Annotated in this window: 22 protein-coding genes and 1 riboswitch; of the genes, 11 read left to right on the forward strand and 11 right to left on the reverse strand. The window is 71.1% G+C overall.

What is annotated here, in order from left to right; all coding sequences use genetic code 11:
* Positions 1 to 6 precede the first annotated feature (6 nt).
* Positions 7 to 555: a hypothetical protein gene (locus CRP27_RS10925; RefSeq protein WP_097180686.1), complete on the forward strand. Its 549-nt coding sequence runs from the start codon at positions 7 to 9 to the stop codon at positions 553 to 555.
* Positions 556 to 1,082: 527 nt separating this feature from the next.
* Here CRP27_RS10925 and CRP27_RS10930 read toward each other — a convergent pair.
* Entirely contained in the window at positions 1,083 to 2,867 is a 1,785-nt protein-coding gene (locus CRP27_RS10930) for an ABC transporter ATP-binding protein (protein WP_097180687.1), read from the reverse strand.
* Between the two features lie 116 nt (positions 2,868 to 2,983).
* Between CRP27_RS10930 and CRP27_RS10935 the strand changes: the two genes are divergently transcribed.
* Positions 2,984 to 3,613 (forward strand): PH domain-containing protein, encoded by a 630-nt coding sequence (locus CRP27_RS10935; protein WP_097180688.1) that lies wholly within the window; start codon positions 2,984 to 2,986, stop codon positions 3,611 to 3,613.
* Positions 3,614 to 3,627: 14 nt separating this feature from the next.
* Here CRP27_RS10935 and CRP27_RS10940 read toward each other — a convergent pair whose 3' ends face one another.
* The 3 genes from CRP27_RS10940 to CRP27_RS10950 form a co-directional block, all read right to left on the reverse strand.
* On the reverse strand, positions 3,628 to 4,644 hold the full coding sequence (locus CRP27_RS10940; RefSeq protein ID WP_097180689.1) for an ABC transporter permease: 1,017 nt from the start codon (positions 4,642 to 4,644) through the stop codon (positions 3,628 to 3,630).
* Positions 4,645 to 4,690: 46 nt separating this feature from the next.
* Positions 4,691 to 6,214 carry an ABC transporter permease gene (locus CRP27_RS10945; RefSeq protein WP_097180690.1) on the reverse strand — a complete coding sequence of 508 codons (1,524 nt, stop codon included), beginning with the start codon at positions 6,212 to 6,214 and terminating at the stop codon, positions 4,691 to 4,693.
* A 237-nt stretch (positions 6,215 to 6,451) separates the two neighbouring features.
* Entirely contained in the window at positions 6,452 to 8,212 is a 1,761-nt protein-coding gene (locus CRP27_RS10950; RefSeq protein ID WP_097180691.1) for an ABC transporter family substrate-binding protein, read from the reverse strand.
* Positions 8,213 to 8,531: 319 nt separating this feature from the next.
* On the opposite strand from CRP27_RS10950, the gene CRP27_RS10955 reads away from it, so the two are divergent.
* A complete protein-coding gene (locus tag CRP27_RS10955) occupies positions 8,532 to 10,529 on the forward strand; it encodes a S9 family peptidase (protein WP_097180692.1) in 1,998 nt (665 codons plus the stop codon).
* A gap of 82 nt (positions 10,530 to 10,611) precedes the next feature.
* On the opposite strand, the gene gcvP is transcribed toward CRP27_RS10955, so the two are convergent.
* From gcvP to gcvT, 3 genes are read right to left on the reverse strand one after another with little or no spacing between them, the layout of a single operon-like run.
* Positions 10,612 to 13,536 carry an aminomethyl-transferring glycine dehydrogenase gene (gcvP, locus tag CRP27_RS10960; protein ID WP_097180693.1) on the reverse strand — a complete coding sequence of 975 codons (2,925 nt, stop codon included), beginning with the start codon at positions 13,534 to 13,536 and terminating at the stop codon, positions 10,612 to 10,614.
* Positions 13,533 to 13,910 carry a glycine cleavage system protein GcvH gene (gcvH, locus tag CRP27_RS10965; protein ID WP_079238417.1) on the reverse strand — a complete coding sequence of 126 codons (378 nt, stop codon included), beginning with the start codon at positions 13,908 to 13,910 and terminating at the stop codon, positions 13,533 to 13,535. The genes gcvP and gcvH overlap by 4 nt, the downstream gene beginning before the upstream one ends.
* A 4-nt stretch (positions 13,911 to 13,914) precedes the next feature.
* Entirely contained in the window at positions 13,915 to 15,033 is a 1,119-nt protein-coding gene (gcvT, locus tag CRP27_RS10970) for a glycine cleavage system aminomethyltransferase GcvT (RefSeq protein ID WP_097180694.1), read from the reverse strand.
* 49 nt (positions 15,034 to 15,082) lie between these two features.
* A riboswitch (glycine riboswitch) is annotated at positions 15,083 to 15,188 on the reverse strand.
* 193 nt (positions 15,189 to 15,381) lie between these two features.
* Between gcvT and CRP27_RS10975 the strand changes: the two genes are divergently transcribed.
* Genes CRP27_RS10975 through CRP27_RS10990 form a run of 4 tightly spaced genes read left to right on the forward strand, consistent with a single transcriptional unit; the run spans position 15,382 to position 17,280 of the window.
* Positions 15,382 to 15,756 (forward strand): BlaI/MecI/CopY family transcriptional regulator, encoded by a 375-nt coding sequence (locus CRP27_RS10975; RefSeq protein ID WP_097180695.1) that lies wholly within the window; start codon positions 15,382 to 15,384, stop codon positions 15,754 to 15,756.
* Between the two features lie 13 nt (positions 15,757 to 15,769).
* Positions 15,770 to 16,507, forward strand: a complete 738-nt coding sequence (locus CRP27_RS18375; protein WP_097180696.1) for a M56 family metallopeptidase — start codon at positions 15,770 to 15,772, stop codon at positions 16,505 to 16,507.
* 39 nt (positions 16,508 to 16,546) lie between these two features.
* Positions 16,547 to 17,029, forward strand: a complete 483-nt coding sequence (locus tag CRP27_RS10985) for an FBP domain-containing protein (RefSeq protein WP_079238413.1) — start codon at positions 16,547 to 16,549, stop codon at positions 17,027 to 17,029.
* Positions 17,026 to 17,280: a hypothetical protein gene (locus CRP27_RS10990; protein ID WP_079238412.1), complete on the forward strand. Its 255-nt coding sequence runs from the start codon at positions 17,026 to 17,028 to the stop codon at positions 17,278 to 17,280. Before CRP27_RS10985 ends, CRP27_RS10990 begins: the two co-directional genes overlap by 4 nt.
* Before the next feature lie 6 nt (positions 17,281 to 17,286).
* Here the strand turns inward: CRP27_RS10990 and CRP27_RS10995 are convergent, their stop codons facing one another.
* From CRP27_RS10995 to CRP27_RS11005, 3 genes are read right to left on the reverse strand one after another with little or no spacing between them, the layout of a single operon-like run.
* Positions 17,287 to 17,997, reverse strand: coding sequence for a hypothetical protein (locus tag CRP27_RS10995; RefSeq protein ID WP_097180697.1), 711 nt, complete (start codon positions 17,995 to 17,997; stop codon positions 17,287 to 17,289).
* Positions 17,994 to 18,161, reverse strand: coding sequence for a CopG family transcriptional regulator (locus tag CRP27_RS11000; protein WP_097180698.1), 168 nt, complete (start codon positions 18,159 to 18,161; stop codon positions 17,994 to 17,996). Before CRP27_RS11000 ends, CRP27_RS10995 begins: the two co-directional genes overlap by 4 nt.
* 42 nt (positions 18,162 to 18,203) lie before the next feature.
* Positions 18,204 to 19,091: a LysR substrate-binding domain-containing protein gene (locus CRP27_RS11005; protein WP_097180699.1), complete on the reverse strand. Its 888-nt coding sequence runs from the start codon at positions 19,089 to 19,091 to the stop codon at positions 18,204 to 18,206.
* Positions 19,092 to 19,159: 68 nt separating this feature from the next.
* Between CRP27_RS11005 and CRP27_RS11010 the strand changes: the two genes are divergently transcribed.
* From CRP27_RS11010 to CRP27_RS11020, 3 genes are all read left to right on the forward strand, one after another.
* The gene (locus tag CRP27_RS11010) at positions 19,160 to 19,660 is read left to right on the forward strand and encodes a GNAT family N-acetyltransferase (RefSeq protein WP_097180700.1); all 501 of its coding nucleotides are present in this window, start codon (positions 19,160 to 19,162) and stop codon (positions 19,658 to 19,660) included.
* Positions 19,661 to 19,764: 104 nt separating this feature from the next.
* On the forward strand, positions 19,765 to 20,220 hold the full coding sequence (locus CRP27_RS11015) for a GNAT family N-acetyltransferase (protein ID WP_097180701.1): 456 nt from the start codon (positions 19,765 to 19,767) through the stop codon (positions 20,218 to 20,220).
* A 17-nt stretch (positions 20,221 to 20,237) separates the two neighbouring features.
* Positions 20,238 to 20,426 carry a hypothetical protein gene (locus tag CRP27_RS11020; protein WP_079238408.1) on the forward strand — a complete coding sequence of 63 codons (189 nt, stop codon included), beginning with the start codon at positions 20,238 to 20,240 and terminating at the stop codon, positions 20,424 to 20,426.
* A 195-nt stretch (positions 20,427 to 20,621) separates the two neighbouring features.
* Here CRP27_RS11020 and CRP27_RS11025 read toward each other — a convergent pair whose 3' ends face one another.
* Positions 20,622 to 21,809: a MalY/PatB family protein gene (locus tag CRP27_RS11025; RefSeq protein WP_255257546.1), complete on the reverse strand. Its 1,188-nt coding sequence runs from the start codon at positions 21,807 to 21,809 to the stop codon at positions 20,622 to 20,624.
* Between the two features lie 112 nt (positions 21,810 to 21,921).
* Here CRP27_RS11025 and CRP27_RS11030 point away from each other — a divergent pair, with 112 nt between their 5' ends.
* Entirely contained in the window at positions 21,922 to 22,698 is a 777-nt protein-coding gene (locus tag CRP27_RS11030) for an isocitrate lyase/phosphoenolpyruvate mutase family protein (protein ID WP_097180703.1), read from the forward strand.
* Positions 22,699 to 22,721 lie beyond the last annotated feature (23 nt).

Below are 22,721 nucleotides of genomic sequence, written 5' to 3' on the forward strand. Positions count from 1 at the left end.
GTCGGCGTGACCACGATCCTCGCCCCCGGCATGCGCACGCTCGCCGTCGTCCTCTGGGTCGCGTCCGTCGCCCTCGTCCCGCTCGCGCTGGTCGGCGGTGGGAGTCCCTGGCTCGCACCCGTCCCGAGCATCTTCGTCGCGTTCGTCGCCTGGGCCGTGCTGTGGCGCCCGCGCTACGAGCTCACCCCGGAGCACCTGCGCATCGTCGACGTCCGACGCACGAGCACCTACGCCTGGCGCCGGGTCACCGAGGTCCGCACCAAGTACGGCATCGAGGTCGTCTCGAGCGAAGGCGTCCGCCGCACCTGGCTCGCGACCCGCAGGTCGGCACGGCTCAGCGCCGTGGTCGAGGGGCAGCCGGGAGGCGCGGATCGCCTCGACGTCGACGCTGCGGCCGAGCGCATGCGGGCCTTCGTGCCCGCCCCGCCGCCGCAGGACGGCCCACCCCCGGCGACGGTGACGGCTGCGCCGATCACCCACCGCGTGCACGGCTGGACCGTCGTCGCGATGATCGTGCTCGGCGTCGCCGCGACCATCGCGGCTGCGCAGCTCTGACCGCAGCGGGCAGGGCGGACCGGCGCCGTGCCTCCAGGCCGCTGCCGCTGCGTCCGCGTGCCTGGCGGTTTCGGGCGTACCTGGCCGTTCCTTCCGACCCGGTACGCCCGTTTCCGCTTCCCACCGCACCCGCTCTGGGAAAGAACACACTCGGCGGACCCGCACAGCGCCTCCAGACCGCTGCCGCAGCGTCCGCGTACCTGACGGATCCGGGCGTACCTGACCGTTTCGGGCGTACCTGGCCGTTCCTTCCGACCCGGTACGCCCGTTTCCGCTTCCCACCGCATCCGTTCTGGGAAGGAACGCGCGCGGCGGACCCGCACCGCGCCTCCAGGCCGCTGCCGCGCCCCGCGTACCTGACGGATCCGGGCGTACCTGGCGGCTCCGGGCGTACCTGGCCGTTCCTTCCGACCCGGTACGCCCGTTTCCGCTTCCCACCGCACCCGTTCTGGGAAAGAACGCGCGCACGAGCAACGACATCCCCGACGTCCTGGGACGTCGGGGATGTCGTTCGGGGTCCGCGGCGGCTACTCGTCCGAGCCGGCGGCGAGGATCTGCCGGCGCAGCTCGCGACGCTCGCGCTGGACGTCCGGGTCCGGCAGGGGCACCGCGGCGATGAGTCGCTGCGTGTACGGGTCCTGCGGGTCGCGGAGGATCTGGTCGCGGGTGCCGACCTCGGCGAGGTGGCCGTGGTGGAGCACCGCGATCCGGTCGGCGAGGACGTCGATGACCGCGAGGTCGTGCGTCACGAACAGGCAGGCGAAGGCGAACTCGCGCTGCAGGTCCTTGAGCAGCTCGAGGACGGTGGCCTGCACCGACACGTCGAGGGCCGACGTCGGCTCGTCCGCGATGAGCAGCTTCGGGCGCAGGGCGAGCGCGCGGGCGATGCCGATGCGCTGCTTCTGCCCACCGGAGAGCTCGTGCGGGAAGCGGGTCGAGTACGCGGTGGGGAGACGGACCGCCTCGAGCAGGTTCTCGACCTCGCGCTCGAGCTCGCGGCCCTTCATGCCCTTGCCGAGCAGCAGCGGCTCACCGATGGACTGGCCGATCGTCATGCGCGGGTTGAGCGACGACGACGGGTCCTGGAACACGATGCCCGCGTTCTGGTGCACCTGGCGGACGAGCGACCGGGTCGGCTTCGAGAGGTCGACGCCCGTGACCTCCAGGCCACCCGACGTGATCGGCAGGAGGCCGATCGCCGCGCGGCCGAGGGTCGACTTGCCGGAGCCGGACTCGCCCACCAGGCCGACGACCTCGCCCTCGTGCACCGTCAGGTCGACGCCGTCGATGGCCCGGAAGGCCTTGACGCGCCCGCGACCCGGGTACTCGATGACGACGTCCTTGAACTCGAGCACCGCCGGGCCGAGCGTCTGGACGACATCGGTGTGCAGCAGGGTCTCCCCCACCTGCACGGACGTGTCCTGGTGCTCCTGCTCGACGACGGACTCGAGCGTCTCGGTGAGGTCGATCACGACGTCACCCGCCTGGCCGAGCCGGGGCACGGCGTCGAGCAGGGTCTGCGTGTACTCGTGCTGCGGGGCGGCGAAGACGTCTCGCACGCTGCCGGTCTCGACGGCCACGCCCTGCTTCATGACCACGATGCGGTCGGCGAGGTCCGCGACCACGCCCATGTCGTGGGTGATGAGCAGGACCGCGCTGCCGAGCTTGCCGGCGAGGTCGCGGATGAGGTCGAGGATCTCGGCCTGCACGGTCACGTCGAGGGCGGTCGTGGGCTCGTCGGCGATGAGGAGCTTCGGGTCACAGGAGATCGACTGCGCGATCATGGCGCGCTGCCGCTGGCCGCCCGAGAGCTGGTGCGGGTACGAGTCGAACGCCTTCTGCGGGTCCGGCATCTCCACCAGGGTGAGGAGCTCGATGGCGCGGGTCTTCGCCTCGCTCGGCGAGATGCCGTAGTGGATGCGGAGCGTCTCGACGATCTGCGACCCGACGGTGAAGACCGGGTTGAGGGCCGTCATCGGCTCCTGGAAGATCACCGCGATCTCCTTGCCGCGGTACTCGCGCAGCTGGGCCGAGCGGAGGCCGAGGAGCTCGGTGCCGTTGAACTCGATCGACCCGTTCACGCGGGCGTTCCGCGGCAGCAGGCCGAGGATCGACATCGAGCTCACGGACTTGCCGGAACCGGACTCGCCCACGAGCGCGAGGACCTCACCGGAGCGGATCTCGTAGGAGAGCTTCTTGACGGCGGGGGTCCAGACGTCGTCGACCGCGAAGTCGACGTCGAGCTCGGAGACCTTGACGACGGGGGTGCTGGTGGCGGCCGGGGTGGTGGCCGCGGAGGCGGGCGTGCTCAACGACGTCCGGTCCTTTCCCGGCCGCTCGTGGCGACCGCGTGGGTGGTGATGGTGGAACGCTGACGCCGGGGCTGCAGGCGTCCGGAGCGACGGCTCCGACCTGCGACGATGGAGGCATGCCTGCCACCCCGACGACGCGCGATGTGTTCGTGTCCCAGTTCAACCGCGGACTCGCGATCGCCCTGTGGCTGATCGTCGCCCTGCTCTTCGTCACGACGGTGCTGAACGACACGACCTGGCAGGACCGCGCCCTCGCCATCGTGCCGACGGCCTTCGGCGTCCTGCTCGGCTGGGTGGCGCTCTGGCGTCCGCGACTGACGGTCGGCGACGACGGCATCGAGGTCGTCAACGTCTTCCACACCGTGCGGGTGCCCTGGGCGGCGCTCGTGCACGTCGACACGCGCTTCGCCCTGACGCTCGTCACGCCGAACCGCAAGGTCGCCGTCTGGGCGGCCCCGGCCCCCGGCCGGGCCGGCGTCGCGCTGGCCCGCCGGCAGAACCAGCGTCACGGCAACGTCGTGCCCGACGCCGGGGACGGCAACCGCCGCGCGGGCGACCTGCTGTCCACGGCGTCCGGCGACGCGGCGTACCTGATCCGCCACCGCTGGGACGACCTGCGCGAGCGCGGCGCCATCGAGCTCGGCACGGCGGACACCGTGCGCGTGCCGGTCACGCTGCACTGGGCGTCGATCGTGCTGCTCGCGGCGACGGCCGTCGGTGGCTGGTTCGCCATCGCGGCTCGCTAGGACCCGGGGGGACGTCACGCGCTGATCATCTCCGAGCCGGACGTGTTCTCCGGCTCACGCGTCTTGCGGAGGCTGAACCGCTTCGAGCGCGGGTCGAACGCGTCGCGCAGGCCGTCACCGATGAAGTTCACGCAGAGCGCGAGCAGCACGATGAACGATGCCGGCCACCAGAACAGGTACGGACGCGTCTGGAACGCCGACTGGTTCTGGCTGATGAGCAGGCCGAGCGACGAGTCCGGCGCCTTGATGCCGTAGCCGAGGTAGCTCAGGGCCGTCTCGAGCAGGATCGCGGAGGCGATGAGCAGGGTCGCGGAGACGATGATCACGCCGATCGCGTTCGGCAGGATGTGCCGGAAGATGATCCGGCCGTCCGAGGCACCGGCGACCCGGGCCGCCTCGACGAACTCGCGTTCGCGGAGCGACAGGAACTCGGCACGCACCAGACGGGCGATGACCATCCAGGACACCAGGCCGAGCAGGAGCGCCAGGCCCCACGCACCGAGACCGTTGGCCGTCTTGCCGACCACGGCGCCGATGACGATCGCCGGGATGACGATGAAGATGTCGGTGATGCGCATGAGCACGGCGTCGACCGTGCCGCGGAAGTAGCCCGCGATGGCGCCGACCACGACGCCGATGATCGTCGCGAAGACGCCGATCACGATCATGACGAGCACCGAGTTCTGGATGCCGCGCATCGTCAGGGCGAAGTAGTCCTTGCCGATGCGGTCCTGACCGAACGGGTGGTCCGACGTCGGAGCGCCACCGTTCTGCAGGTCCTCGAGCGCCTTGTACGAGTAGTGCCACCAGCCCGGGATCGGACCGAGGCCGACCGCGGACACGGCGAAGAGCAGCACGAGGACGTACACGATCAGGGCGATGACCGCGAGGCGGTTGGCGAGGAAGCGACGGAGGATGATCCGTCCCTGGCTCTCGCCGAGCTGCTTCTCGTGGGAGTCCGGGGTGTTCCCGACGCCCGTGCCGTCGCCGATGTTGGGTTCGAGCGGTGCGCCGCCCTGGATGGTGCTCATCGGGTTCCCTCCTGGGGGTGCAGGGTCGTCGGTCCGGTCGTCGCGGTCATCGGACACGCACCCGCGGGTCGAGGGCCGAGTAGGCGAGGTCGGCGAGGAAGTTGAACGCGATCGCGGTGATCGCGATGACGAGGAAGTACCCCATCACCGGGTTCACGTCGGTGATCGACAACCCGCTGTTGAACAGGCTGCCCATGCCGGAGATCGCGAAGACGCGCTCGGTGATGATCGCGCCACCGAGCAGCGCGCCGATGTCCGTCGCCACGAGGGTCGCGATCGGGATCAGCATGTTGCGGAGCGCGTGGCGCACGATGACGGTGCGCTCCGGCAGGCCCTTCGCGCGGGCGGTGCGGACGTAGTCCTGGTCGAGGACCTCGAGCATGCCCGAGCGGGAGTACCGCGTGTAGCTCGCGAAGCTGATGAGCAGGAGCGAGATCGTCGGGAGCAGCAGGTGCGTGTACGTGTCGATCCCGTTGATCCAGAAGTCACCGGTGAGCCCGGGCGTCTGCGATCCGACGGTCGCGATCGGACGGGACACGTAGTTCTGCGTGTAGTCGATCCACGAGCGCATGAAGCGGTCGAGCAGGATGACGCCGGCGCTCAGGAAGGCGGTCAGCGCACCGATGCGCATCATCAGGCCGCGGTCGTGGCCGCCGACGAACCAGCCGGACGCCAGCCCGACCAGGACGGTGACCACCGCGAGGATGAAGATCGTCGCTCCGGACGACACGTTGAGCAGGCCCTGCAGCGCGAAGTAGCAGATGATCGCGACGAGCACGTTGATGCCCGCGACGAGCCATGCCCGACGGTTCTTCGTCCCGGCGAGCAGCGCGACCATCGCCAGGCCGATGCCGGCGCTGAACAGGATCACGAAGACCGGGCCGAGCGACGGGTCGGTGAACCACCCGGTCGCCTGCATGAGCAGGAGCATGCCGGCGGTCACGACGGCGCTGATCGCACCGACGACGAGCCGACGCTTCAGGATGCCGCCGACGACGAGCTGGATGACCAGACCGACCACGATCGCGATGACCACGAGGTTGACCGGTGGGATCTTCGGGTCGACGAGGAAGTTGTTGTAGTCGAGCGCGATGAACGACTTCAGCAGCACGGCCATCAGGAAGGACGGCAGCGAGTACAGGAAGAAGCTGACCAGCGTGATCGAGTAGTCGAAGCCCGAGTAGACGCGGAGGGCGGTGACGACGCCGAGGCCGATACCGAAGATGATCGCCAGGATGAACGAGAACGTCACCAGCTGGATCGTCGAACCGACGGCCTGCGGCAGGAGCTCGGCGACCGGCTGGTTGTTGAACGTGGTGCCGAGGTCGCACTGACCGATGACGCACTTGCCGACGCCCGTGATCCAGATGCCCCAGCGGAGCGGCGGGATGACGTCGAGGTGCTGCGCCGCGGTCCGTGCAGCGATGAGCTGGTCACGGTTCGGCGAGTTGCTGCTCTGGAGGTCCTGCAGGGGGTTTCCCGCGATCGCCGCCAGGTTGTACATGATGAACGATGCAGCGATGAGGATGAGGACCGAGACGAGGATCCGTCTCGCGATGAAACTCACCATGGGCGATGGGTGCCTCTCCGGTGTGGTGGATCGTACTGCTGGTCGTCCGATCGGGCGGCCCGAGCAGCAAGAGTACTGGGTCCCGCCACGCGGTCTTCGTCGACTGCGTGCGGCGGTGGGTGCCGGGGTCTCCGGCGGAGGGTGGGGGCCGGGCAGGGTCCCGGCTCACGGGAGGGCGCCGGACTCGTCGAGTCCGGCGCCCCCTCGTGTGTGGTGCTGATCAGCGACCGGTCAGGATCACTTGGTCCAGTCCCAGACGTTCCAGACGATGCCCGTCTGGCCGCCGAAGTACTTGACACCCTTCAGCTGCGAGCTCGTGGCGAACAGCCCCGGGCTCTGGAACAGCGGCAGGCCGTAGGCCTGGTCGAAGGCGATCTTGTCGATCTGCTGCTTCATCTCGTCGAGCTTCGACTCGTCCAGCGTCGTCTGCGTCTCGACAGCGAGCTTCGAGGCCTCTTCGTTGGCGAACTTGTTGTAGTTGCCCTCGTTGTTGGTCTGGAAGAGCTGCGGGATCGCGGCGTTGCCGGCACCCGGGTTGACCCAACCGAAGATCGACGCGTCGTAGTCGCCGCCCGCGAGGAGCGAGGACCAGTCGGGCGAGCCGCCGTCGACGACCTTGATGCCGGCCTTGGCAGCCGAGGACTGGATCGCCTGGAACGTGTCCACGCGGTTCGGGTTCTCGGTGTTGTAGAGGATCTTGACGGTCGGGGTGGCACCGTTCAGGAGCTTCTTCGCCTGGTCGATGTCGACCTTCGAGTACTCGTCGGAGTCGTTCGACTTCACGGCCTCGTCGTAGCCGTCCTGGCCCGGCAGGTAGAGCTGCGAGTCGAGGACCTTGGCGTCCTTCTGGATCGGGGTGACGATCGACTTGAGGATCTGCTCACGCGGGATCGTGAGGAGGAAGGCCTTGCGGACGTTCTCGTCCTTGAACACGGACGAGCCGAAGTTCAGGTCGAGGTGGTCGTAGGCGACCTGTGCGCCGTCGATGACCTTGACGCCGGAGGCGGCGTCGAGGGCCTTGACGGTGTCGGCGGACGCCTGCGGCTGGATCGCGTCGACCTCGCCGTTCTGGAGGGCCGTGACCTGGGCGTTGGCGTCACCGATGAAGCGGACGACGAGCTTGCCGAAGTTCACCTTGTGGTCGCCGGTGTACTCCGGGTTCGGCACGAAGGTCATCGACTGCTTCGGGGTCCAGGCGGACACCATCAGCGGGCCACCCGAGACGAGCAGCTTCTTGTCGCTCGGCAGGCTGGTCTTGTCGTAGCCCGTGTTGATGAAGTCGGCGACCTTCTTCAGCGTCGAGTTCGCCGGGGCCGGGTTCGCGGTGTCACCGGCCGGGGTGTCCTTGAGCGCCTTGAGCAGGTCGTCGGTGGTCGTGCCCGCCTCTTCCGCGACGACGTGCGCCGGGAACTGGATCGGGTTGACGAGGTTCCAGTCGACGTACGGCTTCTTGTACGTGAGGGTGATCGACGACTTGGTGATGTCGGTCGGGTAGTCCGTCTGGAACGGCGACGCGGCGGCGAGCGAGAAGTACTGGGTACCGCTCGTCACCTTGCCGTCGGCGTCCTGGGTGTCGGAGTCGTAGTACCCCGAGGCCTGCGCCCAGCCGAGGAGGAGGTCGTCAGAGGTGATGGCCTTGCCGTCGGACCACTTCGCGTCCTTGTTCAGCGTGTACTTGACCTTGAGCGGGTCGTCGCTGAGCTTCTTGACCGTGCCGAGGTCGGTGTTCGGCGTGATCTTGTAGTCCGAACCCAGGGTCACGAACTGCGGCTGCGTCATGTAGTTGAGCATGCCGTTCATGTCCAGGTTGCCCTGGGGGGTGTTGAAGTTGAACGACGTGACCTCGTTCACCTGCGCGATGGTGATGGTCTTGTTCGACGCCGAACCGGACTCGTTGGCACTCGGAGAGGTGGTGCAGCCGGCGAGGGCGATTGCTGCCGCCCCGGCCAGGGCGACGACGCCGAGCAGCTGGCGTCCCCGCTTCTTGGTGATGTTCACTCTGTGATCCTCCTGATGGAATGTGATCGAACGTGCAGGAGGCATGCCTCCACGGCGCGTTCGCAAGAACCATAGGTGCGTGTCGGAGGGCCCTCAAAATCTCCGGAGAAGTTGTTACACACCGGAAACGTGCGCGGCAGATCGTTGCGTGAGACTGTGAATATTTGCGCCACTACGGTGCCATACGCAACGCGTGCGCTTGACGTTGCAATGGATTCTGAACAGTCTTGCAATGCACCCCGGAGTCGATGAACGCTCGGGGAACGTCTCGCGGCAGGTTCCGGGGACGTCGGACCGAGTCTGGCCGTAGCGTGAACACGTGCTCGCGAACGACATCCCCCACCTCCACGTCCCGTCCTCCCCCACCGTCAGCGGCGATCCACGGAGCGGAGGAGCGGCCTTCGTCGCCGTCTCGCGCCCGGACCTCGAGCAGGACGCCTACCGCAGCACGATCGAGCGGGTGACCGCCGACGGAGCCGTCCGCTGGTCCGCCGGTGACCACGACGCGTCACCCGTGCTCTCCCCCGACGGCCGGTGGCTGGCCTTCCTCCGCAACGACGGGGACGACCGCCCCCAGGTCGCCGTCGCGCCGGTCGACGGCGGCGAGGCCCGTGTCGTCACCGCGCTGCCCCTCGGCGCCGGGACGCCCGTCTGGTCCCCCGACTCCACGCGCATCGCCGTCACGGCACGCTTCCCCGAGCCGGGCCGCTACGGCTCGGCCGTGTCGGGCAGCGACCGCCGACCGGCACCGAACGCCGAGGCCCCGCGCCTCATCACCCGACTGGACTTCCACGTCAACGGCACCGGGTACCTGCTCGACAAGCCGCAGCAGCTGGTGGTGGTGGACGTCACCGACCGCGACGCCCCGCTCGTCGACTCCGCGCTGACGAGTGCCCCCTGCTCCGTCTCCGCGCCGGCCTGGTACCCGGACGGCAGCGCGCTGCTCGTCGTCGCACCGCGCGACCTCGGAGCCCGAGAGACGCACGACGACGACCTCTACCGCGTCGATGCGACCGACGGGACGATCGCCCTCGCCATCCGCACCGAGGGCTCGGTCAGCTCCACCACGGCGACCCCGGACGGCACCGTCTACTACACCGGCGCGTCCCACCTCGACGGCCGCCTGGTCGGCGAGCCCGAGGGCCTCTGGGCCGCGGCGCACGGCAGCGACCCGGTCCGCCTGACCGCACGCGAGACCGTCGACGTCACGGGGACGCCGGTGGTGCACGGCGACGACGTCCTGATCGCCGTCCTCGACCGCGGCACCGTCGGGATCCGCCGGGTCCCGACCGGCACCAACGCACCGCTGCAGCTCGACGAGCTCCCGACGGTGCTCGGTGGCCACGTGGTCGTGTCGGGCTTCGACGTCGACGGGGACGTGCTCGTCGCGACCGCCGGCACGCCGGCGTCCCCCGGCGAGGTCCACGTGGTCGACCTCACCGACGGAGGCGAAGGAACCGTCGGAACCGAAGGAACCGACGCCACCGTCCTCACCGACTACGCCGCCCCGCTCCGCACCGACGCTGCGGCCCCTGGCGTCCGCCGCATCGAGGAGCTCACCGGCACCTCCCCCGACGGCACCCCCGTGCACGGCTGGGTGGTCCTACCCGAGGGCGACGGCCCGCACCCCGTGCTCCGGGTGGTGCACGGCGGCCCGTTCGGCCAGGACACCTGGGCGTTCTTCGACGAGGCGCAGGTCTACGCCAGCGCCGGCTACGCGGTCGTCATCGGCAACCCGCGCGGTTCCGGCGGCTACGGCCTCGAGCACGGCCGCGCGGTGATCGGCGCGATGGGGACCGTCGACGTGGACGACGTGCTCGCCCTGCTCGACGCGGCACTCGAGCGGCCCGACCTCGACGCGAGCCGCGTCGGCATCATGGGCGGCTCGTACGGCGGCTTCATGACGAGCTGGGTCGCGGCGCACCACGGCGAGCGCTTCGTCGCCGCCTGGAGCGAGCGCGCCGTGAACGCGTGGGACTCGTTCGCCGGCAGCTCCGACATCGGTTGGTTCTTCGCGGACGCCTACGTCGGCGCGGACCCGGAGGAGCAGCGCCGACGCAGCCCGCTGTCGTACGCGCACCAGGTCACGATCCCGTTCATGGTCGCGCACTCGGAAGAGGACTGGCGCTGCCCGATCGAGCAGGGCCACCGCCAGTTCGTGGCGCTCAAGCGCGCGGGCGTCGACGCCTCGTTCCTGGTGTTCCCGGGTGAGGGCCACGAGCTCTCGCGGTCCGGTCGCCCCTGGCACCGGGTGCAGCGGTTCGAGCACGTCCTCGCGTGGTGGGCGCAGCACCTGCCCGTCACGCCGGTCGCGTAGCCGGGACGGACGAACGGGAGGCCCGTGGCGGATCCGCCACGGGCCTCCCGTCGTCCTGCTGGTGCGTCGAGGACGCGGGTCGCTACGCGAACGCCTCCACCGGTGGGCAGGCGCAGACCAGGTTGCGGTCGCCGTACGCCTGGTCGATGCGGCGGACCGGCGGCCAGTACTTCCGCGCACTGATCCCCGGCAGCGGGTAGACGGCCTGCTCGCGGGTGTAGGCGTGCGCCCACTCCCCCGAGATCACCGACGCCGCCGTGTGCGGGGCGTGCACGAGCGGGTTGTCGTCCGCCGGCCACTCGCCCCGTTCGACCGCCGACGCCTCTGCCCGGATGGCGAGCATCGCGTCGACGAACCGGTCGAGCTCGGCGAGGTCCTCGCTCTCGGTCGGTTCGACCATGAGCGTGCCCGCGACGGGGAACGACATCGTCGGCGCGTGGAAGCCGTAGTCGACCAGGCGCTTCGCGACGTCGTCCACGGTGATGCCGGTCGTGTCACGCAGCGGACGGAGGTCGAGGATGCACTCGTGCGCGACGAGGCCGTCCTCGCCCGTGTAGAGCACCGGGAACGCGTCGCGCAGGCGTGCGGCGATGTAGTTCGCCCCGAGGACGGCGGCCTCGGTCGCACGGGTGAGCCCCTCGAGCCCCATCATCCGGACGTAGGTCCAGGTGATCGGCAGGATGCTCGGGCTGCCGTACGGTGCCGCGCTGACGGGGCCGCCGGCGTGCGCCAGGCGGTCGTCGGCATCGGCACTCGTCGCGCCCGTGCGCCGGTCGGCCTGCTGCGCGAACGGGTGTCCGGGCAGGAACGGCGCGAGGTGCGACTTCGCGGCCACCGGCCCGACGCCGGGTCCGCCGCCACCGTGCGGGATGCAGAACGTCTTGTGCAGGTTGAGGTGCGACACGTCGCCGCCGAAGTCACCGAACCGGGCGTGGCCGAGCAGGGCGTTGAGGTTCGCCCCGTCGACGTAGACCTGGCCGCCGGAGTCGTGCACGGCGTCGCAGACCTCGCGGATGTCGTGCTCGTAGACACCGTGCGTGGACGGGTACGTGATCATCAGTGCGGCGAGCTGCTCGCCGTGCTGCGCCGTCTTCGCACGGAGGTCGTCGAGGTCGACGTTGCCGTTCTCGTCGCAGGCCACGACGACGACCTTCATGCCCGCGAGGACGGCGGACGCCGCGTTCGTGCCGTGCGCGCTCGACGGGATGAGGCAGACCGTCCGGGACTCGTCGCCGCGGGACCGGTGGTAGCCGCGGATCGCGAGGAGCCCGGCGAGCTCACCCTGGCTGCCGGCGTTCGGCTGCAGCGAGACGGTGTCGTACCCGGTGACCTCGGCCAGCCAGGTCTCGAGGTCGCCGATCATGTCGAGGTAGCCCTCGACGTCCTCGCGCGGCGCGAACGGGTGCACGTTCGCGAACTCCGGCCACGTCACGGCCGCCATCTCGGTCGCCGCGTTGAGCTTCATCGTGCAGCTGCCGAGCGGGATCATGCCGCGGTCGAGCGCGTAGTCCTTGTCGGCGAGGTGCTTGAGGTACCGCATCATGCGGGTCTCGCTGCGGTGCGCGCTGAACACCGGGTGCGCCAGGTACTCGCTCCGGCGCTCGAGGGCGGACGGGAGGCCCGTGGCGGCGTCACGCACGGCGACCTCCGTCGCCGGGACGGTCACGTCCACCGCCCCGAACACGCCCGCCAGGCGGGCGACGTCATCGGGCGTGGTGGTCTCGTCGACCGAGAGCTGGAACACGTCCTCGTCCACCTGGTGCAGCAGGAAGTCGGCGTCCTGCGCTGCTGCGACGAGGGCCCCGGCGCGACCGGTGGCCCGCAGGGTGAGCGTGTCGAAGAACGCGTCGTGCACCACCTGGAGGCCGGCGTCACGGGCGACCGCGGCGAGCGCCGACGTCGTCCGGGCGACCCGGTCCGCGATGAAGCGCAGCCCCTCGGGCCCGTGGTAGACGGCGTACATCGAGGCCATCACGGCGAGCAGGACCTGCGCGGTGCAGATGTTGCTCGTCGCCTTCTCGCGGCGGATGTGCTGTTCGCGGGTCTGCAGGCTGAGGCGGTAGGCCATCGCGCCGTCGGCGTCGAAGGACACCCCGACCAGGCGACCGGGCAGCTGCCGCTCGAGCCCCGCCCGCACGGCGAGGTACCCGGCGTGCGGGCCGCCGAAGCCGAGCGGGACGCCGAAGCGCTGGCTCGTGCCGACGGCGACGTCGGCGCCGAGGTCACCCGGGCTGGCGAGGAGCGTCATCGCGAGGAGGTCCGCCGCGACGACCGCGATGCCACCGCCGGCGTGGACGCGCTCGATGGTGCTGGACGGGTCCACGATCCGGCCGGAGGCACCCGGGTACTGCAGGATGACGCCGAAGGCGCCGTCGAGCTGCTCGTCGCTCGGTCCGGCAGCGGCCTCGAACTCGCGCAGCGTGATCCCGACGGCCTCGGCCCGGTGGTCGAGCAGCGCACGGGTCTGCGGGAGGAGGTCGGTGTCGACGAGGAACGCGTCGCCCTTGACCTTGGAGGCGCGGCGGGCGAGGAGCATGCCCTCGACCACGGCCGTGCCCTCGTCGAGCATCGAGGCGCCGGCCGTGGCCATGCCCGTCAGGTCGGAGACCATCGTCTGGAAGTTGATGAGCGCTTCGAGCCGGCCCTGGGAGATCTCGGGCTGGTACGGCGTGTAGGCCGTGTACCAACTGGGGTTCTCGAGCACGTTCCGCTGGATCACCGCCGGCGTGTGGGTGCCGTGGTAGCCGAGGCCGATCATGGCGCGGCGGACGGTGTTGCGCCCGGCCTTCGCGCGGAGTTCGGCGAGCGCCTCGGTCTCGCCGACGGCTGCCGGGATGGACGAGTGCGTCACCGGGTCGGCGTGGATCGACTCCGGGATCGCCGCACGGACGAGGGCGTCGAGCGACGGGTGCCCGACGGCGTCGAGCATCGTCTGCTGGTCGGCCGGCGTGGTGCCGATGTGCCGGTCGGCGAAGGACGTCTGGAGGTTCTGGAGGTCGCCGGTCATGCGATGGACGCCCGGTACGCGTCGTGGTCCATGAGGTCCTCGGGGAACGAGGTGCCGTCGACCTTGATCTTCACGAGCCAGCCGGCGCCGAACGGGTCCTGGTTGACGGTGTCCGGCGCGTCGACGACGGCGTCGTTCACGGCGACGACCTCGCCCTCGATCGGGGCGAACAACTCACCGACGCTCTTGGTCGACTCGATCTCGCCGATCTGCTCGCCGGCGGTCGTCGCGGTGCCCACGGCGGGGAGCTCGACGTAGACGACGTCACCGAGCTGCTCGGCGGCGTGGTCGGTGATGCCGACGGTGACGGTGTCGCCCTCGACGAGGAGCCACTCGTGGTCAGCGGTGTACTGGAGTGCGGTCTGGTCGGTCACGAGATCAGCCTTTCTGAGGGCGGCGGTAGAAGGGGAACGCGGTGACGGTGCTGGGGATGGCCGTGCCGCGGACGTCGATGTGGAGGAGTTGTCCCTCGGTGGCGAGCGCCGGGTCGACGAACGCCATCGCGACCGGGTGGCCGAGCGTCGGCGAGAGCGCTCCGGAGGTGACGGTGCCGACGACGACGCCCTCGTGCACCACGTCGTACCCGGCCCGCGGCGCACGACGCCCCTCGGTCACGAGACCCACGAGCACCCGCGCGTCGGTGGCGGGCGCCACGCCGTCGGCCCCGACGAAGTCACCGTCCTGGGCGACGACCCGCCCGAGCCCCGCCTGTGCCGGGCGCACGTCGGTGCCGAGCTCGTGTCCGTAGAGCGGCATGCCCGCCTCGAGCCGCAGGGTGTCGCGGGCGGCGAGTCCGGCGGGGACGACGCCACGGTCGGCTCCGGCCTCGAGCATGGCGTCCCAGAGCGCGGTCGCCACCGACGGGTCGCAGTAGACCTCGAAGCCGTCCTCGCCGGTGTAGCCGGTGCGGGCGACGAGGACGTCGGACCCGTCGAACACGGCGTGCAGGGCCCGGTAGTACCGGAGCTCGTCGAGCGGGGACTCCGGCTGCAGGCGGTCGGCGACGACGAGGGCGTCGAGCGTCCCCGCGGCCGCGGGTCCCTGGATCGCGACGAGCGCGGTGCTGTCCGAGTCGTCGGAGACCACGACGTCGAAGCCGTCGGCACGGGCCGTCAGGGCGTCGACCGCCACCTGGCGGTTGGACGCGTTCGCGACGACGAGGAAGACGTCCTCGTCGGTGCGGTAGACCACGAGGTCGTCGAGGATCCCGCCGTCCTCCGCCAGGAGCAGCGAGTACTTCGCCCGTCCGACGGTCATCGCACCGAACGACCCCGCGAGCGCGTGGTCGAGGAACGGGACGGCCCCGGCGCCGGTGACGCCGATCTCCGCCATGTGCGAGAGGTCGAACACCCCCGCTGCGTCACGCACCGCGTGGTGCTCCGCGAGGTCGGACGAGTAGCGCACCGGCATGCGGTAGCCGGCGAAGTCGGTGAAGGCCGCACCGGCGGCTTCGTGCGCGGGTTCCAGCGGGGAGGAGCGCAGTGGGGACGGACTCATGGCGGAGTTCTCCTGGCATCGGCAGGGCCCGACGACCGTCGTCGGGTGGAACTCCCCCTCTGTCATGTGCCTGAGAGTTTCACCGCGGCCCGTGAGGTCCGGCGGCTTTCACCGTGGGCGAGACGACCGAGCGTCTGCTTTTCAGAGTGGCCTGTCCGCTGCGGTGTTGGACCTGAGAGATTGGCGGGGCGATTGCTCCTTCGGTGTCGATCCGGTGCCAGGGGCACCGCACGACGTCTCCCGCGACGGATGAGCGGCCGGTGTTCAGTTGTCCGCGCACGAGCATACCCAGCCCGCGTTACGGGCATGTGTCGCGTGCCGTGCTTCGACATCTCGTAGAATGCCCGGGTGGCAGGACAGCGATCGCGCCCCCGTGGGCAGCTCGAGCAGGCGGTGCTCGACGCGCTCTGGTCCGCCGAGACCGGGTTGAGTGCTCGGCAGGTGCTCGACGCCTTCCCGGAACCCCGCCCGGCGCTGACGACCGTGCTCACCGTGCTCGACCGGCTCGGGCGCAAGGGCCAGGTGGAGCGGCAGCACCACGACGACGCCCCGCTGACCTTCCGCGCGACGAACAGCAGGGAGGAGCAGACCGCTTCCCTCATGTCGAACGCCCTCGCAGCGGCGACCGACCGCGAAGCCGCCCTCCTGCAGTTCACGGGGTCGCTCGCCTCCGACGACCTCGACGTCCTCCGCCGCGCCCTCGACGCCCGAGCCCGCTCCTGACGGACCCCCAGCCGTGGTCGTCACCGGAGTCGTCCTCATCGCGCTCGCCCTCGCGGTCGTGGTCCTCGCGCCCCGGTTCCTGACCCGCTCGGCGTGGACGATCGACCGCCCCCGCACCGCCCTCGTGGCGTGGTCGGTCGCCGTGCTCCTCGGCGTGGTCGGCTTCGTCGCCGGCATCGCCCTCGTGGTCCTCGCGAACCGGCCGATCACCGACCCCTTCCGGCTCGGCGACTCCCCCACCCACGGCCTCAACATCGGCGTCGCGCTGCTCGCGGTGCTCGCCTTCGTCATCGCGGTGCGCGTCCGCCCCGGCCCGGAGCACGACGCCGTCCGCGAGGCCATGCGCTCCGGCGCGGCACCCCACCGCGAGATCGACGGCACACCGGTCGCGGTCGTCGAGGCCGAGCACGCACTGGCGTGCGCCGTCCCCGGCAGGGAAGGCGGGGTGCTGGTGAGCACCGGGCTCGCGGACCGACTGCGGACGGACGAACTGGAGGCAGTGGTCGCCCACGAGCGAGCGCACCTGACCCAGCGCCACGCGGTCGCGGTCGGGATCGCCGAATCGATCGAGCGTGCGGTCCCGTGGATCCCGGGAGCACGCGCCATGGCGCGGTCGACGCGCGTCCTCGTCGAGTTCGCGGCCGACGACGCGGCGGCCCGCCGCGTCGGGCGGGACGCGCTGCGCCGGGCTGTCCTGGTGGCGGACGGGACGAGCGCGCTCGGGGCGATCCGTGCCTCCAGGCTGTCCTGACCACCCGACGTCGGGGGTGAGGCATATGGTGATTGCACCGTGAAGCCACTGACCGAAGCAGACATCCGTTCGTCGTTCGTCAACGCCACCCCGGACGAACTCGCCCAGCTGCCCATCCCGGGCCTGCACGAGATGCTCTGGGACGAGCGCGAGTTCCTCGGCTGGCGCGACCCCCAGGCCGCCCGCCGTGGCTACATCGTCTCCTGGATCGACGAGCGCCCCGTGGGCATCGTCGTGCGCTCCGCCGGGGGTTCCCTGCGTCCCGGCATCGCCGCGATGTGCTCCTTCTGTCACTCCCCGCAGCCCGCGACGCAGGTGCGCCTGTTCTCGGCCGCACGCGGCGGCGAGTCCGGGCGGAACGGCAACACGATCGGCTCCTACATCTGCGAGGACCTCGGCTGCTCGATGCTGATCCGCACGGCGCCGCCGCACCTCAACCCGCCGGCGACGATCGCGATGCGGGGCGAGGCGCTGCTGCAGCGGGTCCGGAACTTCACCGAGGACATCGCCAGGACCGCATGAGCCGGTTCAGCACCGCGCGGTGGGCCGTCGTCGAGGAACTCGGGGACGGCCGGTGGCGGCTCACGCTGCGCGACGAGGCCGACGACGAACTCGGCGCCTTCGGACTCGGCGTCGAAGGACCGTGGGACCCGGACGTCGAACCGCACGTCGGCTTCGTGCTCGTGCAGCTCGGGTTGACCCTCCGCGGCGCCCGGCCGTGGCGCACCGACGAGCTGGGCGACCAGCGCGCCCCGGTGCTGCCCCTCGGCTGATCCGGGTCAGCTCGACCGCGTGTACCCGTAGAGGTCCTGCTGGACACCGTTGACCCAGAGGTCGGACCCGTCGGGCCGAGCGACGCGCAGGGTCCGGTTGTAGGCCTCGTCGATGATCCTCGGCTCGAACCCGGCCTCGGTGAGGCGCGTCGCGGGGGCGTCGAGGTCCCCGGAGTACTCGAACGACAGCTCGACGCCGTGCTGGTCTGCCCGGTGCAACGCCAGCGCGCCGCCGCCTGCCGCGGTGAAGTCGATCCACACGCCGCTGTCCGACGTGAGCCGGCGACGGAGTCCCACCGCCTCGGCGACCCCTGCCTGGGTCGCGAGGTCGGCGCCGTACCAGATCGGCATCACCGTCAGCGGCGACGAGGTGCTCCCGGTCGCGGACGTCGACGTCGTCGCGGACATCGGGAGCGGGTCGTCGACCACGAGCAGCGGACCGATGTCGTCGAGGACGGTCCGGCGGACCGTCGAACCGGTGTCGACCAGGGTGCGCTCGAGGTCGTCGAGCGCGACCGCGGAGTCGGTGAGCAGGACGATCTCGGTCCGTTCCTCGGCGACGGTGTCGACCCGGTGGACCGCGAGGACCCCGTCCCCGGCGAACTCGGACCACACGTCGTCACCGCCCGGCAACGGCTGGAGACCGAGGCCACGGGCGAGTGCGTGCCACGCGGGCGGGTCGGTCGTGTACTGGATCTGCTGCACGGTGATCGTCATCGGGTTCCCCCTTCGGATTCGGACACGTACGCGGCAGCGATGCGCTCGACGAGCGCGGAGAGCGAGACCCCTTCGTCGATCGCACGGTGCTTGAGGTCACGCACCAGATCGGCGGGGAGGTACACGTTGAACTGCACCTTCGGGTTGTTCGCCTTGGCTACCATGCTAGCAATCTAGCGCGACGGCGCCGAGTTGTCACGAGGCCCTCACTCGGTGGCGGCGACGAAGTTCCGCAGGATCTCGCGGTCGTCGTCGGCACGGGCCGCCCAGACGAGCTCGCTCCGGTGGCCGTCGGCCTCGAGCGGCAGCAGGACGACCGAGTCCGGCGCTGCCAGCGTGGCGCTCTCCGGGGCGACCGTCACCCCGAGGCCCGCACCGACGAGGTGCAGCACGGTGGCCCAGGTCGTGGCCTCCTGCACGACGGTGGGTCGGCGCGCCCCGGAGACGACCGGCGCCAGGTTGCGCTCCGTCGCGACCGAACCGGCCGCTGCCGGGAAGAACACGAACGGGTCGTCGAGCAGCTCGGGTCCACGGATCGACGTCCGATCGGCGAGCCGGTGCCCGCGCGGGACGGCGGCGACGAACCGCTCGCTGCGGAACGGCAGGAAGCGCACGGCCGGGTCGGGATCGGGGTCCCGCACGATCGCCAGGTCGAGCTCGCCGCGGACGATCCGCGCGAGCAGCGTGGACGAGTACCCCTCGGTGAGTTCGACGCGTACGAGCGGGTAGCGCTCCCGGAACACCTGCACCCGTTCGATCGGGCCGAGCGGCAGCGCCGAGACGACGAACCCGACGTCGAGCCGACCGGCCTCGCCCCGACCCACGCGCACCGTCTCGTCGAGGTCCCGGCTGGCCTGGTCCAGGAGCGACCTCGCCCGACCCTGCAGCACGCGTCCGGCCGGGGTGAGCGCGACGCTGCGACTCGTCCGCGCGAACAGGTCGACGCCGAGTTCGCGCTCCGTCCGGCGGATCTGCTGCGACAGTGCGGGCTGGGCGATCCGGAGGCGCGCGGCGGCCCGCCCGAAGTGCAGTTCGTCGGCCACGGCGAGGAACGCCCGCAGCTGGCGGAGGTCGACGTCTGGTGCGCGATCCATGCACACAGCGTATCGATCGACGCGAACGAGTATTGGACGCCGCTCGACGGGCCGTCGAGGATGGACCCATGCCCGATGCGACCACCGCCGACGCCCTCACCATCACCGACATCGCCTCGACCGCCGATGCCGAGGCCTTCCGGGTCCTCAACGAAGCCTGGATCAGCCGGTTCTTCACGCTGGAGGACGAGGACCGCAAGCTCCTCGGTGACCCGCTCGGCCAGATCGTCGAGCCCGGCGGCGCCGCGTTCGTCGCACGACTCGGCCAGGACGGTCCGGTCATCGGCTGCGTCGGCATCGCCCCGGTCGCACCCGGGGTGTTCGAACTCGTCAAGATGGCGGTCTCCCCCGAACACCAGGGCCACGGCACCGGCCGGAAGCTCATCGCCGTCGCACTCGACCGGGCCCGGGCTCTCGGCGCGCACCGGGTCGTCCTCGAGAGCAACGCCCAGCTCGCCAGCGCCGTGCACCTGTACGAGGCGTTCGGCTTCCGGCACCTCGGGCACGACGAGGTCGCCCCGAGCCCGTACGCCCGTGCCGACGTGCACATGGCGCTCGACCTCGGCTGAGCGGCGCCCACCCGCGCTCACCCGCGCCCACACGCGCCAGCGCACGCACCAGTTCGCGCGGAAACGTGACGGACCGACCCCGGCGTCCGATAGCGTCCGACGAGATGCGGATCCACGAGCGCGCCGAGACCGACCTCGACCCCCTGGTCGAGGTGCTCTGGCGCGTCCACGGCACCGGCTACCCCAGCACCTGGCCGGACGCTCCGCGCGACTGGATCTCCCCCGACGGCCTCCTGGGCGCCTGGGTCGCGATCCACGACGAGCAGGTCGTGGGCCACGTCGGCGTCGCCGTCCCGGCACCCGGTCGGATGGCCGAGGTCACCCGGCTGTTCGTCGATCCCGCGCACCGCGGCAAGGGCATCGCCGACGCGCTGCTCGCCGCCGCCGAGGCCGCAGCACCCGGCACGCACATGCGACTCGACGTCACCGAGGAGACACCTGAGGCGTGGCGCCTCTACGAACGCCGCGGCTGGTGCATGACCGGTCGTGGTCCCGCGGACTGGAGCAAGCCCTCGGGCGAGGTCCCGACGGTGCGCTACTACGCGAAGCGGGTCGGCTGAGCCGGTACGCTCGCGGCATGGCGACGTACGAGGTCCAGGCCGTCCGAGAGCGCGGCGCGTGGCAGGTGTTCATCGACGGGATCCTGGTGACCGAGGTCACGCGGTGGCCGTCCGTCGGGTTCGTCTCCCGGGAGTTCCTCGCGATGGACCGCACCGACGACCTGCGCATCCGCGTCGTGGGTCGCAACCAGTACGTCGACGACTGACACCGAGTCGCGCCGGAGCGAGACACCGCCTCCCGCACGAGACACCGCGTCCCGCACGAGACACCGCCGGATCACGCGGTGTCTCGACGTCGCCGCGGCGTGTGGGCGAGACTCCGGCGCCTCGCAGACGCCGCGACCCCGCGACGCCACGACCCCGCGCCCCCGCGACACCACGGCGCAGGACCGACCCGCTGCTCACGCGACGTGCCAGACCAGCCCCTCCTGCGCACTCGACGGGTAGGCCGCCGCGATCCGCAGCACCGCCTCGCGCAGCGTGTCCGGCGAGCAGGCCAGGTTGAGGCGCGCGAACCCGCGCCCCTGCGACCCGAACCCCAGGCCGGAGTTGAGGGCGACGTACGCGTGCTCCCGGAGCGGCACCGCCGGGTCGTCACCGAGCCCGATGCCGCGGAAGTCGAGCCAGGCGAGGTACCCGGCGCGGGGACGGGTGTACACCACGCCCGGCAGGTGTTCCGCGAGCAGGGAGCCGAGCAGCCGTTCGTTCGCGACGATCCGGGCAACCACGTCGTCCAGCCAGTCGGTCGCCAGCGTGAACGCCGCGAGGTTCGCGTGCAGTCCGAGGATGCTCGTGCGACACGCGACTTCCTCCCACAGGGTGTCGAGCAGCGTGGCGGTGCGGGCGTCCCCGGCGACGATGATCGAGCACTTCACGCCCGCGAGGTTCCACCCCTTGCTCGCACTCGTCACGCACACGCTGCGCGCCCCGACGGGCTCGGCGATCGCGGCGAACGGCGTGAACTGCACGCCGGGGTGGGTCAGGGGCGCGTGGATCTCGTCGCTGATGACGAGCACGTCGTAGCGCGCGGCGAGCTCGGCGAGCGCCAGGAGGTCGGCGCGGTCGTGCACGAGACCGACGGGGTTGTGCGGGTTGCAGAGCAGGAACACGCCGACACCGCTCGCGAAGGCGCGCTCGAGGCCCTCGAGGTCGAGCCGGTAGACGCCCCACTGCTCGAGCAGCGGGACCTCCTCGACCTGACATCGGGCCTCCTCGACGAGCTCGAAGAACGGCGGGTACACGGGCGGCGTGATCGCGACCCGGCCACCGTCCGGCAGCGCGAGCCGCAACGACTCGACGATGCCGACGCTGACGTCCGTCGCCAGGTAGACGCGCGCCGGGTCGACGTCCCAGTCCCAGCGCTCCTTCGCGAACGCGGCGAACGCCGGCGCGAGCGGCCCGGGGCCGTCGAGGTACCCGAGGTCGGACTGCTGCACCCGCTCGATGAGCGCCTGCCGGATCGCCGGCGCGACCTCGTGGTCCATCTCGGCGACGAACAGGGGCAGCACGTCGGGCGCGTAGCGCGTCCACTTGATGCTCGTGCGGACCCCGCGGAGCGTGCCGACCGGGTCCTCCTCGTCGTGCGCCATGCGTCCCAGCATGCATCGGACTGGAGGCGCGGCGCGAGTCCGGACGTCATCTCGCGTCGTCTGCGGGGCGGGTGACGGCCGGGGGCCGCCCCGTCGGCCTACTGTCGGCGTCATGAGCACGAGCACCGCCGACAAGGCGACCACACTCAAGCAGCTGCACGAAGCACCCGAGATCCTCCGGGTCGTCAACGTCTGGGACGCGATCAGCGCCAAGGTCGTCAGCGACCTGCCCGAGACGAAGGCCATCGCCACCGCGGGGCACTCGATCGCGGCGAGCCACGGGTACGACGACGGCGGCATGCCGCTGGACCTGGCACTCGCCGGAGCAGCCACCGTCGCCGCCGCCACCGACCTGCCCGTCACCGCGGACCTGGACGACGGCTACGAGGACCCAGCCGAGACGATCCGCCGCGCGATCGGGTCCGGGATCGTGGGCGCGAACGTGGAGGACCGCCTCCGCCCGTTCGACGAGGCCGTCGCCCGCGTGGCCGCCATCACCGCCGCCGCGCGGGCCGAGGGCATCGACTTCCAGCTGAACGCCCGCACCGACGCCATCGCCCGCGGCGGTGACCGGCCGATCGACGAGAGCATCGCCGACGCGATCGCCCGCGGGAAGGCCTTCCTGGACAACGGCGCGGCGCTGGTCTTCGTGCCAGGAGCCATCCAGCGTGACGTGGTCGAGCGACTCGTCGAGGGACTCGGCCGCGGGAAGCTCTCCGTCATCGGCCTGCCGGGGGCCCTCCCCGCGGCCGAGTACGAGGCACTCGGGGTCGCCCGCATCTCCTACGGCCCGCTGACGCAGCGCGTCGCGCTGCGCGCGCTCCGCGACCTCGCGACCGACCTGTACGGCGGTGGCGTCGTGCCGGAGGACACCCCGACCCTGAACTGAACCACCGGACGGACTGGAGGCGC

Origin of the sequence: Curtobacterium sp. 314Chir4.1 (genome assembly GCF_900215175.1) — a bacterium.
GTDB classification, from domain to species: Bacteria; Actinomycetota; Actinomycetes; order Actinomycetales; family Microbacteriaceae; genus Curtobacterium; species Curtobacterium pusillum_A.

What these genes read in the sequence shown, in the direction of transcription:
- CRP27_RS10940 (WP_097180689.1), bottom strand. Translation starts at nt 4,644, where the DNA reads ATGAGCACCATCCAGGGCGGCGCACCGCTCGAACCCAACATCGGCGAC.
- CRP27_RS11030 (WP_097180703.1), top strand. Translation starts at nt 21,922, where the DNA reads ATGAGCACGAGCACCGCCGACAAGGCGACCACACTCAAGCAGCTGCAC.
- CRP27_RS11015 (WP_097180701.1), top strand. Translation starts at nt 19,765, where the DNA reads ATGCGGATCCACGAGCGCGCCGAGACCGACCTCGACCCCCTGGTCGAG.
- gcvT (WP_097180694.1), bottom strand. Translation starts at nt 15,033, where the DNA reads ATGAGTCCGTCCCCACTGCGCTCCTCCCCGCTGGAACCCGCGCACGAA.
- CRP27_RS11020 (WP_079238408.1), top strand. Translation starts at nt 20,238, where the DNA reads ATGGCGACGTACGAGGTCCAGGCCGTCCGAGAGCGCGGCGCGTGGCAG.
- CRP27_RS11005 (WP_097180699.1), bottom strand. Translation starts at nt 19,091, where the DNA reads ATGGATCGCGCACCAGACGTCGACCTCCGCCAGCTGCGGGCGTTCCTC.
- CRP27_RS10935 (WP_097180688.1), top strand. Translation starts at nt 2,984, where the DNA reads ATGCCTGCCACCCCGACGACGCGCGATGTGTTCGTGTCCCAGTTCAAC.
- CRP27_RS11010 (WP_097180700.1), top strand. Translation starts at nt 19,160, where the DNA reads ATGCCCGATGCGACCACCGCCGACGCCCTCACCATCACCGACATCGCC.
- CRP27_RS10995 (WP_097180697.1), bottom strand. Translation starts at nt 17,997, where the DNA reads ATGACGATCACCGTGCAGCAGATCCAGTACACGACCGACCCGCCCGCG.
- CRP27_RS10945 (WP_097180690.1), bottom strand. Translation starts at nt 6,214, where the DNA reads ATGGTGAGTTTCATCGCGAGACGGATCCTCGTCTCGGTCCTCATCCTC.
- CRP27_RS10990 (WP_079238412.1), top strand. Translation starts at nt 17,026, where the DNA reads ATGAGCCGGTTCAGCACCGCGCGGTGGGCCGTCGTCGAGGAACTCGGG.
- CRP27_RS11000 (WP_097180698.1), bottom strand. Translation starts at nt 18,161, where the DNA reads ATGGTAGCCAAGGCGAACAACCCGAAGGTGCAGTTCAACGTGTACCTC.
- gcvP (WP_097180693.1), bottom strand. Translation starts at nt 13,536, where the DNA reads ATGACCGGCGACCTCCAGAACCTCCAGACGTCCTTCGCCGACCGGCAC.
- CRP27_RS11025 (WP_255257546.1), bottom strand. Translation starts at nt 21,809, where the DNA reads ATGGCGCACGACGAGGAGGACCCGGTCGGCACGCTCCGCGGGGTCCGC.